Origin of the sequence: Rhizobium sp. CRRU65, assembly GCF_048551595.1 — a bacterium.
In the GTDB taxonomy this organism is placed as follows: Bacteria; Pseudomonadota; Alphaproteobacteria; order Rhizobiales; family Rhizobiaceae; genus Rhizobium; species Rhizobium leguminosarum_J.
On sequence record NZ_JBLYZH010000005.1, the window covers coordinates 169,253 to 183,531 of the forward strand.

The window sequence follows — 14,279 nt, forward strand, 5'->3', positions numbered from 1 at the left end:
CTGGTCTTCAAGCTCAAGACAGCCAAACCGTGATCGGAAGGAGTTGTTCCATCGGAAAGCGGGAGGGATCCATTTGCAGGGAACAAATCCGCCTTGGGCTTGTTTAGCGGCCGAATCGAGCCACCAACCAGGAGACCAAACCATGAAGAAGATCATTATCGCCTCTCTTGCCATTTCGCTTGCTGGACCTGTCCTGGCCCAATCCGCCGCGGAAAAGTCCGGCGTCAACTCGCTGATTGGCGTTGCGCCGAAGACAGAGGACTTCGTACAGGAGGCCGCCACCAGCGACATGTTCGAGATCGAATCCAGCAGGTTGGCACTCGATCGCGGTGATGCCGCGACCAAAACCTTCGCCCAGCAGATGGTGACGGATCACGAGAAGACGAGCAGCGAGCTCAAGGCGCTGATTTCCGCCGGCAAGGTCAAGGCGCAGTTGCCGAGCGCCATGACCAGCGCGCAGCAGGACATGCTCGACAAGCTGAAGGGCCTTCAAGGCGATGATTTCATGAAGCAATATCATTCCGACCAGGAATCCGCGCACGAGGACGCGGTCGACCTCTTCAAGCGCTACGGCGAAGGCGGCGACAATGCTGAGCTGAAAGCTTGGGCGGCAAGCACGAGGCCTGCGCTTGAACATCATCTGCAGATGGCGGAGGACCTGAACAAATAGCCTTCGCCGCTGTTGCGCCGAATTCAAGAGAACGAGGTGGAACATCCGAGATTTGGAAAAAACGGATGCTCCAGGAACCTTCCTTGTTCTTCGGGGTTAGGCGGCCGGACATTGGGAGCTTACGCTGATGAATTATCTCTGGCTGTTCGCCGTGGCAGGAGGAGCAGCCCTTCTCGGGATCGCCCTCGCTTTTGGAATGATCAAGCAGGACGGACGACGGTCTGTCTTCGCCATAGCCGGCGCTTTCATCGTTGCCATCGGCGCGCTGGGACTGGGCGTGTATGTCGCCAAGGCGCCGACGGCCCCGGTGCGCGCCTCTGACAGAGAGCAGTCGCAGCAAAGGCTTCCGGCTGCCGCGACGACGGAGAAGGACCTGCCGGGCAAGTGACGCCCAAACAATCGCCGATCAGTATGCGTCCTGGCCAAAGGCCATGAGAGCGCATCGGCGGGACGTGTGTAGTTCCCTATCAATGGGAGGTCTTGCCACCATGGCCGGCCTTCAGATCAACCATCGTCGCGCGAAGCTGTAGGAGCTCGTCAACGATCTTCTGCCAACAACGGTCGTCGGCTTTGCTGATCGATATGATCGAAGCTCGGATCGTCCGAAGCAGACCATCGACCGCCGGGTACCGGTCAGCACCGCAGCTCGCCTCGCTATCGCAGATTTCCTGAAGTTCATCGACGATCTTTCGCACAATAATCCCCCGAACGACGTTATCGAGCGCGGCCGGATCGGAGGCCATCCTTTTGAAATAGACAAGTCTGTCCATTACAGCACGCTGGTTTCGCCAATATTGACAGCGGACCGCAGGGGCTCAGGACGCCGCGGCTTCGTCGGGATCGATAAGCTGTTGAAATCCACTTGCATATAGCGCATCAGACCGCTGAGTTTACCCTGGTCTCGAATGCCGCACTCGAACCAGGAGACAAGTTCTCTCGCCACATGCTGCGCCGCGGGGCTGGCCATGACGCATGATTTTTCTTGGCACCAACCCTGCAACACAGCCTGCAACATGGCGATGTCACCAGGCTGCAGAGCCGGCTTCGTAATTCCCGAGTGCTGGGTCATCGTCTTCCTCCTCGTTATTTAAGGCGATCCTAAAATTCCGGATTTTCGATTTCAACCGCTAGTGCGGAATCGTACGAAATCCTCCCCCTCACCTCGCCATCGGCTGGGGAACCAACACAGCGCGGTCGGGTTCGGGACGGATTAGAGGAACGTCGCATCGCAAACTTGAATATGGTACGGATAGCCTGTCAGCGCCGGTGAATCGCCGGTTGGCAGCATGATGACGGTCCAACCACTCTTGCAGGCGTCCGCTATGAAATCGCTTAGTCCGGTCGCTGGCAAGACGATCGTCATCATTGGTGAATCCGGCTTTCTCTCAGACAGCGTCAAGAAGGCATGGGCCGCGCGTCAAGCCGTGGTCGTCACCAGCAGCGTCGATATGTTCGCGATGCATGGTCCAAAGGAAACCTTTGCATGTGACGCGGCGATCATCGACGTCACGATCCCGGACGAGGCGATGCTCGCAATGAATGAATGGCTGGAGATCCGGCGCATACCCTTCGTCTTCGCTCAAGGGCATCCGGCCGAAGCGCTCTCAGCCGGCTTCGTCCTCAGCGATCGTGCCGCCGACATCAACGCCATCGTAGAGGCATTGTTCGGATTTGGTGCCGGCTATTATCATTAGATCCGTGCGTTTACGCACCAAGCGTTGCGCTAGGCGTTTGCGGACCTCATGATGGGGGCCGCATGATCCGAAGCCTTTATGTCGGGAACGGCGCTATGCTCGATTCTCAGTCTGCTCATTTGAAGGCCCTCGATTCAGATGACCTCAGTCATCTGCGGGCCATTTTGAATACCATCTGTTGCGAGACGGGCAAGCCTCTGCGAGCGCCTGAAACGCAGGAGATCGCGGCATTGCTGATCAGCCTCTACCGACATGGAGTGGCAGACCAGGACAAATTGCTTTCGGTGGGTCGCCTGGCATCGGCCCGCAAGCGCCGCCTCTGACCGCGGCACGACCAGGTTTGATCAAAAGTTCGCTCAACGCGCGAGAGGGCTGCCGATCAGTCGCCGATATTCCTCCTCCGCCGCACCGTAGCAGCCATGCGCCTCTTCGATCAATCCGCGCCTGTTGAGAATGACGATTTGCCTTCGGGTGGACCGGATCAGACCTTTGCCCTCCAGCAGATGCAACGCGACCGTCACTCCGGCGCGGCGGACCCCCAGCATCACGGCGAGAAATTCGTGGGTCAGGGATATCATCATGCCGTCCGTTCGGTCATGGACCATCAGCAACCAACGTGCGAGCCGCTCCTCTAGCTTGGCGTGACCATTGGCTAGCACCGTCGAAGTCGTTTGCGCGAGCAGCGCCTGGACATACGCGAGAAGCAGGCCGCGCAAGGTCCGGCTTTCTTCCATGGCCGCGGAAAGGATCGGGGCTGGTAATTTGAAGCCGTGGCCTGAGACCTGCATGAACGTCCGATTGGCGGACTGGTCTCCGCCGAGCATCACGGCGGCACCTGTCATTCCCTCCCGGCCGACGATGCCAACCTCGATATCGCGCCCACCCGGAAATCTCGCCACGATCGAAGCAAGTCCAGATTCGAGGATATAGATGTCGCCGACCAGCGTATCCTCCATCTCAAGGATTAAGGGGACATCGAGAGTTATTGGCTCCATATGAGGCACGATCAGATCGCGCTCTTGTGGGCCCATGGCCCGCAACAGCTCATTTCTAAAATTCAATTGCTCGTCATCCATGGTTTCGTCCACATGTCGCAGTCCTTCGCCCGTTGCTGCGGCGAACCTAACCATCTCGAATCGTTGAGCAATGCACTGTGCCATAGCGTACAGACGGTCCGGTGTTCGCGCGTCCCTGTCCCCTATGAACAAAGAGGCCCGATGGTATCGATCGCCGAAACCGCTCGAATGACGGCCAGCCGGCTCTTCCTCGGCCGGCAGTTCCTTCGCGTGGAAGTGGCTGGGCGACGCGGGCCGCTATTTGCAGACGGAGATCGCGAGCCTGAGCAGCCAGTCACAGTCTCAGCGTGGAGCGCGCCGAGATGGCACCACCCTCGACAATCTGGCAATTCTCGTTCGTCAGGCGACGCATGAACCGACCGGACCCAGAATGTCGATCCCCGGGTCAATCCTCAACCGGCCGACCTCCTCGTCAAAGCGATTGTTCCGGACTATGCAGGACGAAACAGACGGCCGACCGGTCGGACTTGCCGTCCACAAGACGAGGCCGTAGATCGTCGGCGACACGATCTGGCGCGTCAGCGGCGCGCCTTGGCTCCATTTGAAAACTTGCGTGGTCCCGTCTCTCTTGCCAGTATTCCTCGCGAGAAACATGCGAGGTAGGATAACTGTGCGATAGCGCACGAAACCTGTATTTTGACCCGAAAGGTCTATTGTGTAATCCAGTATTTTAGGAGTTTGGCCATGAGCGTTGCAGGAACGACGTCCATCCTTCTGATGGAGGATGAGATTATCATCGCGATGGACGTGGAAGACATCCTTCATGGCGCCGGCTTCGATCGGATAGAGACAGTGTCGTCTTGTCGAGCAGCCGAAGAATGGCTGACAGCGAACGATCCCGATCTCGTGGTGATGGACATCGAATTGACAGATGGCGTCGCTGGAGCGATTGCGAGATCTTTGCGCGGCCGCCATATACCATTCATTGTTTACACCGGTGCTCAGCGGAAGGTGCACCCGGATGCTTTGTCATTTTCCGAGGGCGTGTGGTTGGAAAAACCATGCGAGCCCTCCATATTGCTGACGGAAGTGATGCGCTGCATAGGTCAGGGGCCGACGTCGATCGTGGTCGATGGCCGCGGGGAAAGCAAAAAGACGCGATAAGGCCAGCTGGCGGGAACATTGCCGCTGTTCTTTGGTTTGGCAAACCAAGGGAGAGGCAGATGAACCAGCAATCGGACGGTCGGGCTTCCTTCATCTACATCGGCGCCATCACGTTAGTTGGGCTTTTGATCGTTTTCGGCTCGATGGTCTCATTTAACGCAAGCGGCGGAAATGACGAGCCTGCAAAAATCTCGACGAAAGCGAAGCCCTGATGGACGCGCCCGAGCACGATCCTATCCAGGTGACCCGGCCCAGCACTGAACAGCAGCGAAACAGCCTGAAAGGCGGGCGGATTGCCGTCACCTTGATCGCGACCGTGGCCGTCGTCGCCTTCCTGCTTTACGTCACGATCCTCGTCTATGGCTTGGCGCATAGGATGTGAACGCGCTCGGGCATACTTGCCTGCCACATCGCTTCGCTGCCGCGCAGCTCTTCCGGGGCGTGGCTTTGGAACCTTTCCCAATGACGCAGGTTTGCGGCCTTTGACAAGCAGAGGACGATTTCGATGCCCAATGCCGCTGACATATTGATAGACACACTGATTGAATGGGACGTGAAGGTCATCTTCGGCCTTCCTGGAGACGGTATTAACGGGGTCATGGAGGCGTTGCGCAAGCGCCAGGACCAGATCCGCTTCATCCAGGTCCGGCATGAGGAATCGGCCGCTTTCATGGCGAGTGCCTACGCTAAATTCACCGGAAATCTCGGCGTTTGCCTTGCAACGTCCGGACCAGGCGGCACGAATCTGCTGACGGGACTTTATGATGCCAAGCTCGATCAGATGCCGGTGCTTGCCATCACCGGGACGCAGTATCACGACCTGATCGAAACCTTTACCCAGCAGGACGTCGACTTGACCCGCGTGTTCGACAATGTCGCGCTCTACAATGCGCATGTCAGTGACGCGTCGCACATGGAGAACGTCGCCAGCCTCGCCTGCCGCTCGGCGCTCTCGCGCCGGGGCGTCGCACATCTCTCCATCGCCAACGACGTCCAGGAGATGGACGGGAAATCGCGATCGAAACGGAACCGCCCGAAACACGTACCGAACCGCTATTTCCACGGCCGCCAAGTGCCAGAGGAGATCGAGCTCGATCGTGCGGCCCGGATAGTGAACGATGCCCGCAAGGTCGCCATCCTCGCCGGCCGGGGTGTTGTCGGCGCGGCGGAGGAATTGCGCGAGATCGCCGACCTGCTCGCCGCGCCGGTGGCCAAAGCCCTGCTCGGCAAGACGGCTCTCGCCGACGACGATCCCTTGACGACCGGCGGGATTGGAATTCTCGGCACCGCTCCCTCGCAGGAGATCATGGAACAGTGCGACGCGGTGCTGATTGTCGGTTCCTCCTTTCCCTACATCGAATATTACCCGCGGCCCGAAGCCGCTCGCGGCGTGCAGATCGACAGCGATCCTCAGCGAATTGGCCTACGATTTCCCGTCGATGCCGGTCTGGTGGGGGACGCGCGGGAAACGCTACGGCTCCTTAGGCCCAGGCTGACCAGGAAAACAGATCGGTCGTTCCTGGAAAAGGCGCAAACGGCGATGTCCGAATGGCGCCGAAAGATGGAGACGATGGAGACGGAGCGGAGCGCTCCGTTAAAGCCACAGGCGGTGGTTCGAGCTTTCGGCAGGCGCATCGCGGCCGATGGCGTGCTGGTGGCCGATTCCGGCCAGAACACCGAGCTGGCGGCGCGCCACATCGACCTCCGCACGACAAACCAGTTCGCAGTCTCCGGCGCGCTCGCCTCGATGGCTTCCGGCCTGCCTTATGCGATAGCGGCGGGCGCCGCCGATCCGAAGCGGCCAATCTACGCGGTCATTGGCGATGGCGGATTCGGCATGCAGCTCGGCGAGTTCTCGACCGCCGTTCGCATGGCTCTCCCGCTGAAATTGCTGGTGATCTGCAACGGCATGCTCAACCAGATCGCCTGGGAGCAGATGATGTTCCTTGGCAACCCGCAATTTGCCTGCGAACTGGCGCCCATCGACTTCGCCAAGGCGGCGGAGGCAATGGGAGGCCGCGGCTTCACAATTCGGCGTTTCGATCAGATAGAGCCGACTTTGACGGAGGCTTTCTCCGTCGCCGGTCCGGTGGTCATTCAAGCGATGGTTGACCAATACGAGCCGATGATGCCTCCGAAGATGCCCAAAGACTATGCCAAGAGCTTTCGCCAGGCTCTTCCGGAGACGCCGGGTCATCGGGCGATCGAGGCGAATGTGTCGCGCTCGCCGCTTCGCGAGATGATGGACGCCGGAGAGCAGGAAAAGGAACTGTCCGAAAACACGACCGATTTGCCGGGCATACCTTGAGCCGTCGAAGGAGGGGCGCCGACCCGCGCTTGACTGAGTGGAAAGAGTATTATGAACAGCTTGTCTACAGCCGGTGGCGACTTTCGCGCCGCAGCCCATCGCCTGCGCCAGACCTTGTCGTCCGCGCGCCGGTAGGCCCGATGGCCGGTGTTGTCATCTGCATCCTGATCGTGGTTTTTCTGTTCCGCCATGTGACCGAGGCTGATCCGCGCCTCGATGCGGAAAATGCTGCATTGACGGCAGGCGACGCGACGAAGGGGAAACTGGTTTTTCTTGCCGCCGACTGCGCCTCCTGTCACGCCGCCCGGCTCAGCCGGACCGATTGAAATTGGGCGGTGGTCTCGCTCTCGCTTCGCCGTTCGGCAGGTTCAGGCCAGCAGGGCGGCAACAAGCATGCTCGAGCCGCATCGGATGGGTGAGGCGTCCCTGTTCCTCCAGGTCGTGGTCGCGCCAGTCTTCGAGTTCGGTCAGGGTATGTGCTTCAAAGAAAGACCGGTCGGCGCGTTGGTTCGTCGTCTCGCAGGCCGTCGCCTTGGCGCCATTTTCACGGAATTCCAGTGGATGCGTCTTGGCGGGTTTGGCCCAGGCGCAACTGACGCACATATATCCGGCCGGCTTGTTTTGATGCGCCAAGAGCCCCGAGCTGGAGACCGGGATATGTTCTCGGAGAAGACTTTCTCCCACCGATCTCGCCGAGCCCCATCCACCCGCCGGCGCTGTGGAAACCGATTCTCGGTGTTTTTCTGGGTTTTGCCGTCATGGTCTGGAATGTCTTGAAGTTTACCTTGCATTTACCGACGCCGTGTCGCGTCGGCTGACGTCGGCGCATCCGTCCCTGACACCGAGTGGTCGGATCAGCGGCTGGTATCTGCCGTGATACGCTTCGCCCTCCGGTACCGTCACGCGGTTCTGCTGCCAAACTCCGGAAAGGATGTTCCGCGCGGAATCGACGCGGTTCCAAGCCCGCCGAAATTCTTTCCGACCAAACCGTCGTGAAGCGGGCGACACGCCGGCGATGGCGGTTTACGCCGGCGGCTCTCTGGTCCCCCGCCGCTGCATCTTCTCTTCGATTTCGTCCAGCACTTCTTCCGGCCTCACGTGCTCTTTCAGTTCCTCAAGCTCCTCGCTCGTCTCGATTTCGACGCCGAGCTTCTCGGCGATGGCCGAGACCAGGGTCAGCAACTCAGTCGCCTCATGCTCCGCCAGAAGGCAAATCTGCAAATTGAGATCGGCGCGCTTGTCGTCGGCTTCCGCCATCCGGTTTTGACTGATCAGCACGAATGTCGAGATGAAAATGGCTTCGACGGATGCGACCATCGCCAAAATGACCAAAGAGGGGTCGAAGGCCGGCACGAGCGGAACAAGGCCGATATTGACGACGATCCAGAGCGTGACGACCAGCAGGTGCAGGTAGACGAACATCAAGGATCCCGCGAAACGGGTAATAGCATCGGCTGCCCGCTCCTGCCGGCTCGATTGCCGCGCTTCCTGCTCCCGCCGTTTCAACAGAGCCTCGATGTTGCGGTCGAGACGTCTCGATATCGTGGTCTGCTGCTGCTCGGATTTCGGCATCGACATAGCATGCTTCCATGTTAAGCAAATCCAAACCCCCGCGAAGGCGGAGAGTTCCGTGTGACCAGCGCCCCTCACTTCATCGACGAAGAGGCGATCCCCGAGCCTGGCTCCCGCCGCTTTCGCGGGCCTTCCGAGACGATCGGATCAGTTCGATCGCGCGCTTGCCGATGCCGGGAAGCGCCAGCAGTTCATCGTCGGTCATTGAAGACAATTTACTGACGCGCTTGATGCCGCTGGAAAGAAGCGCCTTGACGATCCAGACAGGAATTTTGCTGCGGACGAGCATATCGCTCGAGGCTGTCCGCGGCTTCGACGTCTTCCGTGCTGGTCGAGAGGCCATGTCTATCCCGCAGATGATTTGCGACCGCCAAAACCGAGAAAGGGCGCGGCGGTTCCAGCCGATTCACCACTGACTGCAAACAATTTCATCCGGCCGGGCCGAGGGCGCTGCTTCATGCGTGCCGATAGATGTCATCGATGATGTCGGCAACTTCGACAAGTCGTTCGCAGGACGGATCATAAGCCTCACCACTGGCGAGCCGGACCGCCCAGTCGGCCGCCGCCCGGCCGCCCCAGTCGTCCGGAGGCAGGGCAAGATCTTCGGCGGACGTGCCGCGGAAGCGATAGGCCGCAAGGTCATAGAACGACCCGCCGACGTTCCTGAAGGATGCACCCCCGGATGTTCCGAAGAAGTCGGCGCCGATGACCGCGTCGCATCCTGCCTGCAGCCGCCAGGAGCAGGCAAGGCGGATGACCGCCCCACTTGCCAACGTCAGGGTGGCGATGGCGAAATCCTCGACATCCCCCGCTGCGCTGATTGGCTGGCCGCCTTTCATCAGCGTACTCGTGACGTCAACCACCTGGGGAAAGTCGAGGCACCAGAGCGCCATGTCGATGAGGTGGACGCCGAGGTCGATGACGCATCCTCCGCCCGATAGCGACTTGTCGTAGAACCAGGACTTGTCGGGGCCATAGGCATTGTGGAAGACCAGATCGGCGGCGAAGACGGTGCCGAGTTCGCCATTTCTGATCAGATCGCGGATGCGCTGCATGCCTTGCGTATGACGATAGGAGAGATCGACGCCCAACAGCCTGTCGGCTGATCTGGCGGCGGCCACGACGGCTGCCGCTTCCGCGCCGGATCGGCCGAGCGGTTTCTGGCAAAACACTGCGACCCCGGCCCGCAGCGCTCGGATCGACTGCTCGGCGTGCAGCGCGCTCGGCGTGGCGATGACGACGCCGTCGAGGTCGCGTGACAGCAGCGCATCGAGACCGCCGACGATTTCCGCGTCCGGCGCAAGACGCAGGGCTTCATTCAGCATGTCCTCCGAGGGATCGGCGACGGCAGCGGCCTCGGCCATTTGCGTGCGGAGGATCGCCTCCATTCGGCTTCTGCCGATCCAGCCGACACCGAGAAAACCGAGCCTAACGGACTTGACCCGCGTCCGCGGGGAGCGCTCAATCATCCCATTCATCAGCATGTCACCATCGCCTTGAGGAAACCATCGGGCCTATCGCGGGTGGCGTCGAGCGCCTCGCCAAGGCCTTCGAGCGGATAGACGTGCGTATAGAGCGATGACGGATCGAGCCTGCCGGAGACCATTGCTTCGATCGCCTCGCGCATGCCACTGACATAAATCCTGGGATCGCGTTCGTGAGCATTGATGACGTCGATGCCACGCCAGTTCCAGAGCTGCATGTTGACTTGCCTCGGCCCGTCTTGATGGTATCCAGCAACCACCAGCCGGCCGCGCTCGGCGGTCAGTTCGCCGGCGAGATCGAGCGGCCACTGCTTGCCGACCGCCTCTATGACGCGGTGGCAGAAAGCACCGTTGGTTAATTCTCTCACAGCTTCGATGATCCGCCAGTGGTCGTCCATCGACACGGTCTCGGCGGCGCCCATGCGCTTGGCGATTTCAAGTGAAAACGGACGGCGCGAGATGGCAATGACGCGCGCGCCGGCGCCGCTGACAAGCTGCGTTAGCAAGGCGCCGAGAAATCCGATCCCGATGATGGCGACGGTCTGACCCGCCTCGACGCGGCTGCGCCGGAATATGTTCATCGCGCAGCCGAGCGGCTCGCCCGGAAAGGGTTGGCCATCGAACGCCCGCGGCAGCGACACGACCATGTCTTCATCGGCGATGTCGTGGGTGGCGTAGGCGTGATAGGTGAGCGCGGCGACGCGGTCTCCCAGGTTGAGGCCAGAAACCCCGTCCCCGAGCGCATCGATCCTGCCCCAGCCCTCGTGCCCGAGACCGCCCGGCTCCGTCGGAAAACTCATCCATTCCGGGCCGGCCCAAGGGCCAAGATTGGAAGCGCACACGCCCGACCCTTCGAGCCTGATCCTGACCTGCCCCGGCCTCGGCTGAGGAAGAGGTCTCTCTTCGACGGACACGTCTCCGGGACCGGTGATGATCGCCGCCCGGGTCGCACCCTCGGCCGCTCTTGCCAACATGTTCATGAATTGCTCCTTCGTTTGGCACGGGCCGGCCTGCTAGCTGACAGACGCCGGTGGCCGCTTCTCAATCCTCGAGAAAATATTTCGCTCACGGATTGGCCGCCGAACCAGCGACGCCGCCGGATGTTCCGGATGATGTCAAAGAACATGTCAAAGAAGATGACATTGAAGCCGGAACAATCTTCGCCGCGCTTGGTTCGGCGGGTCATCTTCAACTTGAGCGAACGGAAATCAGATGGCGATGATCCTTGTAACCGGCGGCTGCGGCTTTATTGGAAGACATGTTGTCGAGGAACTTCTCGACAACGGCTATGAGGTGCGGGTCCTCGATGCGTTGATCGATCAGGTTCACGGCGATGCCGAAACGGCGCCGCCCGAGGCCGCCGAAATCATGCGCGGCGACGTTAGGGACAAAACCGCGGTCGAACGGGCTTTGTTGGGTGCCGATGGCGTCATCCATCTCGCCGCTGAGGTCGGCGTCGGACAGTCGATGTACGAGATCGCCCGATATGTCGGCGGCAATGATCTTGGCACGGCGGTCCTTCTGGAGGCGATGATCGGTCGCCGGCCCAAACGCGTTGTCGTCGCCTCGTCCATGAGCGTCTATGGCGAGGGCCGATATGAGACCGCCGAAGGCGCGCAACTCGATCTGGTCAGGCGACGCAGCGACCAGATCAGGGCCGCCCAATGGGATCCGCGTGGCGCTGACGGCAATGACCTGAGGCCGGTCGCGACGGATGAGGAAAAGCCCGTCGATCTCGCCTCGATCTACGCGCTAACGAAATACGCGCAGGAAAAACAGGTCCTGATCTTTGGCGAAGCCTATGGCGTGGAGGCAGTGGCGCTCCGTCTCTTCAACGTATTCGGCGCCGGCCAGGCCCTGTCCAATCCCTATACCGGCGTGTTGGCGAACTTCGCCTCGAGGCTCGCCAATGGCCAGCCGCCTATGATCTTCGAGGACGGCGAGCAGCGACGGGATTTCGTGCATGTGCGCGACGTGGCGCGCGCCTTCCGCCTGGCGCTCGAAAAACCCAACGCGCCGGGACATGTGATCAATATCGGCAGCGGCCAGGCCTATACGATCACCGAAGTCGCGACGCTTCTCGCCGACGCGATGGGCGTGCCGGAGATACGGCCCGAGATCATGAACAAGGCGCGCTCCGGCGATATCCGCAACTGCTTTGCCGACATCGCGAAGGCGCGCGAACTGCTCGGCTTCGAGCCGCGCTTCAAGCTGGAAAACACGCTCGGACCTTTCGCCGATTGGGTGAGAAATGCCGGAGCGATCGATCGCGGCGCGGAGATGAAACGACAGTTGGAGGAAAGAGGACTGGTATCATGACTATATCCGCGTTCTCCGCCGGCACCGGCACGTGCTCGAGACCCTATGGCTTCGTCGAGTGGTTTCGCCCTGGCGAATACGAGCGGACGTCGCAGACGATCGCCGACGTCGGAACAAGCGGCGCCAGCTACTTGCGCACGCATCTGTCATGGGCTGAATATCTGGCTCCGGGAGGCGAGGCATGGTTTGATTGGCTGATCCCGAAGCTTGGGCGCGAGATCGATCTCCTCCCCTGCATTCACTACACGCCGCCGTCCTTGTCCCGGACAGGACGGTCTTCCGGCGCACCGGCCGATCTAAAATCCTATGCCGACTTCGTCGATCACGTGCTCACCAGATATGGTCGGTATTTCAGCCATGTCGAATTGTGGAACGAGCCAAACAACTTGCTCGACTGGGACTGGCGCGAGGACAAGGACTTCCTGCTGTTTTGCGAGATGGTCGGCGCCGCGGCCTATTGGGCCAAGCATCGCGGCTGGAAGCCGGTGCTCGGGGGCCCGTGCCCTTTCGATCCCTATTGGCTCAACCTGATGGGCGAACGCGGCGTGCTTGGCGTCGTCGATGCCGTCGGCTTTCACGGTTTTCCCGGCACATGGGACAGCGAGGAAGGCACCTGGAGCGGCTGGGACATGCATCTCGGCGAGATGCGAAACATTATCGGACGCTTCAACGACAAGGCCGAGATCTGGATCACCGAAACCGGTTATTCGACCTGGCGCAACGACGAGATGGAGCAGGCGCGGCGTTTCGTGAAGGCTCTGAGCGTGCCGGCCGACCGGATGTATTGGTATTCCTGGCGGGATGTGCCGCCGGACGTGCCGGTGCAGGAGGGCCTATGGTTCGACCCGCGGCATTACCATCTCGGTGCCGTCACCCACGAGAACCAGCCGAAGCTGCTCGCGCGCCTGCTGATTGAAGGCGGCGTCGAACGGCTCGAGCAGGTCGCCCGGCTCGCCACCCCCAACGTCGCCAAGGGAGCCGCCCCGATCGTCATCACCGGAGGCTGCGGCTTCATTGGCTCCAACCTCGCCGACAGCTACCTCCAGGACGGTGAAGACGTCGTCGTGCTGGACAATCTCGGGAGGCCAGGCGTCGATCAGAACCTCGGCTGGCTGACCGAGAGGCATGGCTCAAACGTACATCCGGTGCTTGCCGACGTGCGCGACGCCAGAAGCATCGAGGCAGCCTTCGCCGATGCCAAGGCGGTCTTTCACTTCGCCGCCCAGACCGCGGTCACCACCAGTCTCATCCATCCGATTGACGACTTCGAGGCCAATGCGCGCGGCACGATCAACGTGCTGGAATCGGTTCGCAAGGCGGGCCGACGTGCGCCGGTGATCTTTGCCAGCACCAACAAAGTCTATGGCGGGCTCGACGACCTCGCCATGCGCGAGGCCGAGGATCGCTACCTGCCGGTCGACGCGACCGTCCGGTCATATGGCATCGGCGAAGACAGACCGCTCGATTTCTGCACCCCCTATGGCTGCTCGAAAGGCGTGGCGGACCAGTATGTGCTGGACTATGCGAAATCCTTTTCCATACCGACGGCCGTGCTGCGCATGAGCTGCATCTACGGCCCACGCCAGTTCGGCACCGAGGACCAGGGCTGGGTGGCGCATTTCCTGATCCGGGCGCTCGCCGGCGAGCCCGTCTCGATCTACGGCGATGGCAAGCAGGTCCGCGATATTCTTCACGTCGCGGATGCGGTTGCCGCCTATCGCGGCGTCCTCGATGGCATTGACGGGGTCAAGGGCCGCGTCTTCAACCTGGGGGGCGGTCCGACGAACGCCGTTAGCGTGCTCGCGGTCCTGCGCGAGATCGGCAAGCTGATTGGGCGCCCGGTCGAAACCTCCTTCGACGACTGGCGACCCGGCGATCAGTATTTCTTCGTCGCGGACACACGTAAGCTCCAGCACACCCTTGGCTGGAGCGCGCGTGTGGGATGGGAAAGCGGACTGCGGCACCTGGCGGAGTGGCTCATCGAACACCGTTTCGGCGGCCGACCGATCCTGCGCCGCGATCGAAAGGTCTCGGCATGATCCGTCGACGAAA

The 14,279-nt window shown here is 60.9% G+C and carries 16 protein-coding genes and 2 pseudogenes; 11 read left to right on the forward strand and 7 right to left on the reverse strand.

What is annotated here, in order from left to right; translation table 11 throughout:
• The first annotated feature begins 142 nt into the window (after positions 1 to 142).
• Both ACM5SV_RS12340 and ACM5SV_RS12345 read left to right on the forward strand, forming a co-directional pair.
• On the forward strand, positions 143 to 670 hold the full coding sequence (locus ACM5SV_RS12340) for a DUF4142 domain-containing protein (RefSeq protein ID WP_012760316.1): 528 nt from the start codon (positions 143 to 145) through the stop codon (positions 668 to 670).
• A gap of 127 nt (positions 671 to 797) precedes the next feature.
• Positions 798 to 1,058 (forward strand): hypothetical protein, encoded by a 261-nt coding sequence (locus ACM5SV_RS12345; RefSeq protein WP_003554637.1) that lies wholly within the window; start codon positions 798 to 800, stop codon positions 1,056 to 1,058.
• Positions 1,059 to 1,137: 79 nt separating this feature from the next.
• On the opposite strand, the gene ACM5SV_RS12350 is transcribed toward ACM5SV_RS12345, so the two are convergent.
• Together ACM5SV_RS12350 and ACM5SV_RS12355 are read right to left on the reverse strand one after the other, a co-directional pair.
• The gene (locus tag ACM5SV_RS12350; protein ID WP_419425260.1) at positions 1,138 to 1,413 is read right to left on the reverse strand and encodes a hypothetical protein; all 276 of its coding nucleotides are present in this window, start codon (positions 1,411 to 1,413) and stop codon (positions 1,138 to 1,140) included.
• Between the two features lie 26 nt (positions 1,414 to 1,439).
• Positions 1,440 to 1,739 carry a hypothetical protein gene (locus tag ACM5SV_RS12355; protein WP_222005520.1) on the reverse strand — a complete coding sequence of 100 codons (300 nt, stop codon included), beginning with the start codon at positions 1,737 to 1,739 and terminating at the stop codon, positions 1,440 to 1,442.
• Positions 1,740 to 1,992: 253 nt separating this feature from the next.
• Here ACM5SV_RS12355 and ACM5SV_RS12360 point away from each other — a divergent pair, with 253 nt between their 5' ends.
• Positions 1,993 to 2,364, forward strand: coding sequence for a hypothetical protein (locus ACM5SV_RS12360; protein WP_017997499.1), 372 nt, complete (start codon positions 1,993 to 1,995; stop codon positions 2,362 to 2,364).
• Between the two features lie 95 nt (positions 2,365 to 2,459).
• Entirely contained in the window at positions 2,460 to 2,687 is a 228-nt protein-coding gene (locus ACM5SV_RS12365; protein WP_003554645.1) for a hypothetical protein, read from the forward strand.
• A 33-nt stretch (positions 2,688 to 2,720) separates the two neighbouring features.
• Here the strand turns inward: ACM5SV_RS12365 and ACM5SV_RS12370 are convergent, their stop codons facing one another.
• Positions 2,721 to 3,440 carry a Crp/Fnr family transcriptional regulator gene (locus ACM5SV_RS12370; RefSeq protein ID WP_003554647.1) on the reverse strand — a complete coding sequence of 240 codons (720 nt, stop codon included), beginning with the start codon at positions 3,438 to 3,440 and terminating at the stop codon, positions 2,721 to 2,723.
• Between the two features lie 684 nt (positions 3,441 to 4,124).
• Here ACM5SV_RS12370 and ACM5SV_RS12375 point away from each other — a divergent pair.
• From ACM5SV_RS12375 to ACM5SV_RS12395, 5 genes and pseudogenes are all read left to right on the forward strand, one after another.
• Entirely contained in the window at positions 4,125 to 4,544 is a 420-nt protein-coding gene (locus tag ACM5SV_RS12375) for a response regulator (RefSeq protein WP_003554649.1), read from the forward strand.
• 59 nt (positions 4,545 to 4,603) lie between these two features.
• Entirely contained in the window at positions 4,604 to 4,756 is a 153-nt protein-coding gene (locus tag ACM5SV_RS12380; protein WP_003554651.1) for a hypothetical protein, read from the forward strand.
• Positions 4,756 to 4,926, forward strand: a complete 171-nt coding sequence (locus ACM5SV_RS12385) for a hypothetical protein (protein WP_003554653.1) — start codon at positions 4,756 to 4,758, stop codon at positions 4,924 to 4,926. Before ACM5SV_RS12380 ends, ACM5SV_RS12385 begins: the two co-directional genes overlap by 1 nt.
• 123 nt (positions 4,927 to 5,049) lie before the next feature.
• Complete coding sequence (locus tag ACM5SV_RS12390) at positions 5,050 to 6,852, forward strand: thiamine pyrophosphate-binding protein (RefSeq protein ID WP_222005521.1); 1,803 nt, start codon at positions 5,050 to 5,052, stop codon at positions 6,850 to 6,852.
• A 140-nt stretch (positions 6,853 to 6,992) separates the two neighbouring features.
• A pseudogene (locus tag ACM5SV_RS12395) lies at positions 6,993 to 7,225 on the forward strand (alkylated DNA repair protein); the annotation flags it as partial.
• A gap of 17 nt (positions 7,226 to 7,242) precedes the next feature.
• Here ACM5SV_RS12395 and ACM5SV_RS12400 read toward each other — a convergent pair.
• From ACM5SV_RS12400 to ACM5SV_RS12415, 4 genes and pseudogenes are all read right to left on the reverse strand, one after another.
• Positions 7,243 to 7,612 (reverse strand): annotated as a pseudogene (locus ACM5SV_RS12400) (formate dehydrogenase); the annotation flags it as partial.
• A 263-nt stretch (positions 7,613 to 7,875) separates the two neighbouring features.
• Positions 7,876 to 8,430, reverse strand: a complete 555-nt coding sequence (locus ACM5SV_RS12405; protein ID WP_003554657.1) for a DUF1003 domain-containing protein — start codon at positions 8,428 to 8,430, stop codon at positions 7,876 to 7,878.
• A 449-nt stretch (positions 8,431 to 8,879) separates the two neighbouring features.
• On the reverse strand, positions 8,880 to 9,908 hold the full coding sequence (locus ACM5SV_RS12410; RefSeq protein WP_003554661.1) for a Gfo/Idh/MocA family protein: 1,029 nt from the start codon (positions 9,906 to 9,908) through the stop codon (positions 8,880 to 8,882).
• A complete protein-coding gene (locus tag ACM5SV_RS12415; RefSeq protein WP_128406517.1) occupies positions 9,902 to 10,888 on the reverse strand; it encodes an MDR/zinc-dependent alcohol dehydrogenase-like family protein in 987 nt (328 codons plus the stop codon). The genes ACM5SV_RS12410 and ACM5SV_RS12415 overlap by 7 nt, the downstream gene beginning before the upstream one ends.
• 232 nt (positions 10,889 to 11,120) lie before the next feature.
• Between ACM5SV_RS12415 and ACM5SV_RS12420 the strand changes: the two genes are divergently transcribed.
• Positions 11,121 to 12,227, forward strand: coding sequence for an NAD-dependent epimerase/dehydratase family protein (locus tag ACM5SV_RS12420; protein ID WP_128406515.1), 1,107 nt, complete (start codon positions 11,121 to 11,123; stop codon positions 12,225 to 12,227).
• Positions 12,224 to 14,266, forward strand: coding sequence for an NAD-dependent epimerase/dehydratase family protein (locus ACM5SV_RS12425; RefSeq protein ID WP_128406514.1), 2,043 nt, complete (start codon positions 12,224 to 12,226; stop codon positions 14,264 to 14,266). Before ACM5SV_RS12420 ends, ACM5SV_RS12425 begins: the two co-directional genes overlap by 4 nt.
• Positions 14,267 to 14,279 lie beyond the last annotated feature (13 nt).

Coding starts and splice junctions, on each gene's coding strand:
- ACM5SV_RS12340 (WP_012760316.1), top strand. CDS start 143: ATGAAGAAGATCATTATCGCCTCTCTTGCCATTTCGCTTGCTGGACCT.
- ACM5SV_RS12345 (WP_003554637.1), top strand. CDS start 798: ATGAATTATCTCTGGCTGTTCGCCGTGGCAGGAGGAGCAGCCCTTCTC.
- ACM5SV_RS12350 (WP_419425260.1), bottom strand. CDS start 1,413: ATGGCCTCCGATCCGGCCGCGCTCGATAACGTCGTTCGGGGGATTATT.
- ACM5SV_RS12355 (WP_222005520.1), bottom strand. CDS start 1,739: ATGACCCAGCACTCGGGAATTACGAAGCCGGCTCTGCAGCCTGGTGAC.
- ACM5SV_RS12360 (WP_017997499.1), top strand. CDS start 1,993: ATGAAATCGCTTAGTCCGGTCGCTGGCAAGACGATCGTCATCATTGGT.
- ACM5SV_RS12365 (WP_003554645.1), top strand. CDS start 2,460: ATGCTCGATTCTCAGTCTGCTCATTTGAAGGCCCTCGATTCAGATGAC.
- ACM5SV_RS12370 (WP_003554647.1), bottom strand. CDS start 3,440: ATGGATGACGAGCAATTGAATTTTAGAAATGAGCTGTTGCGGGCCATG.
- ACM5SV_RS12375 (WP_003554649.1), top strand. CDS start 4,125: ATGAGCGTTGCAGGAACGACGTCCATCCTTCTGATGGAGGATGAGATT.
- ACM5SV_RS12380 (WP_003554651.1), top strand. CDS start 4,604: ATGAACCAGCAATCGGACGGTCGGGCTTCCTTCATCTACATCGGCGCC.
- ACM5SV_RS12385 (WP_003554653.1), top strand. CDS start 4,756: ATGGACGCGCCCGAGCACGATCCTATCCAGGTGACCCGGCCCAGCACT.
- ACM5SV_RS12390 (WP_222005521.1), top strand. CDS start 5,050: ATGCCCAATGCCGCTGACATATTGATAGACACACTGATTGAATGGGAC.
- ACM5SV_RS12405 (WP_003554657.1), bottom strand. CDS start 8,430: ATGTCGATGCCGAAATCCGAGCAGCAGCAGACCACGATATCGAGACGT.
- ACM5SV_RS12410 (WP_003554661.1), bottom strand. CDS start 9,908: ATGCTGATGAATGGGATGATTGAGCGCTCCCCGCGGACGCGGGTCAAG.
- ACM5SV_RS12415 (WP_128406517.1), bottom strand. CDS start 10,888: ATGAACATGTTGGCAAGAGCGGCCGAGGGTGCGACCCGGGCGGCGATC.
- ACM5SV_RS12420 (WP_128406515.1), top strand. CDS start 11,121: ATGGCGATGATCCTTGTAACCGGCGGCTGCGGCTTTATTGGAAGACAT.
- ACM5SV_RS12425 (WP_128406514.1), top strand. CDS start 12,224: ATGACTATATCCGCGTTCTCCGCCGGCACCGGCACGTGCTCGAGACCC.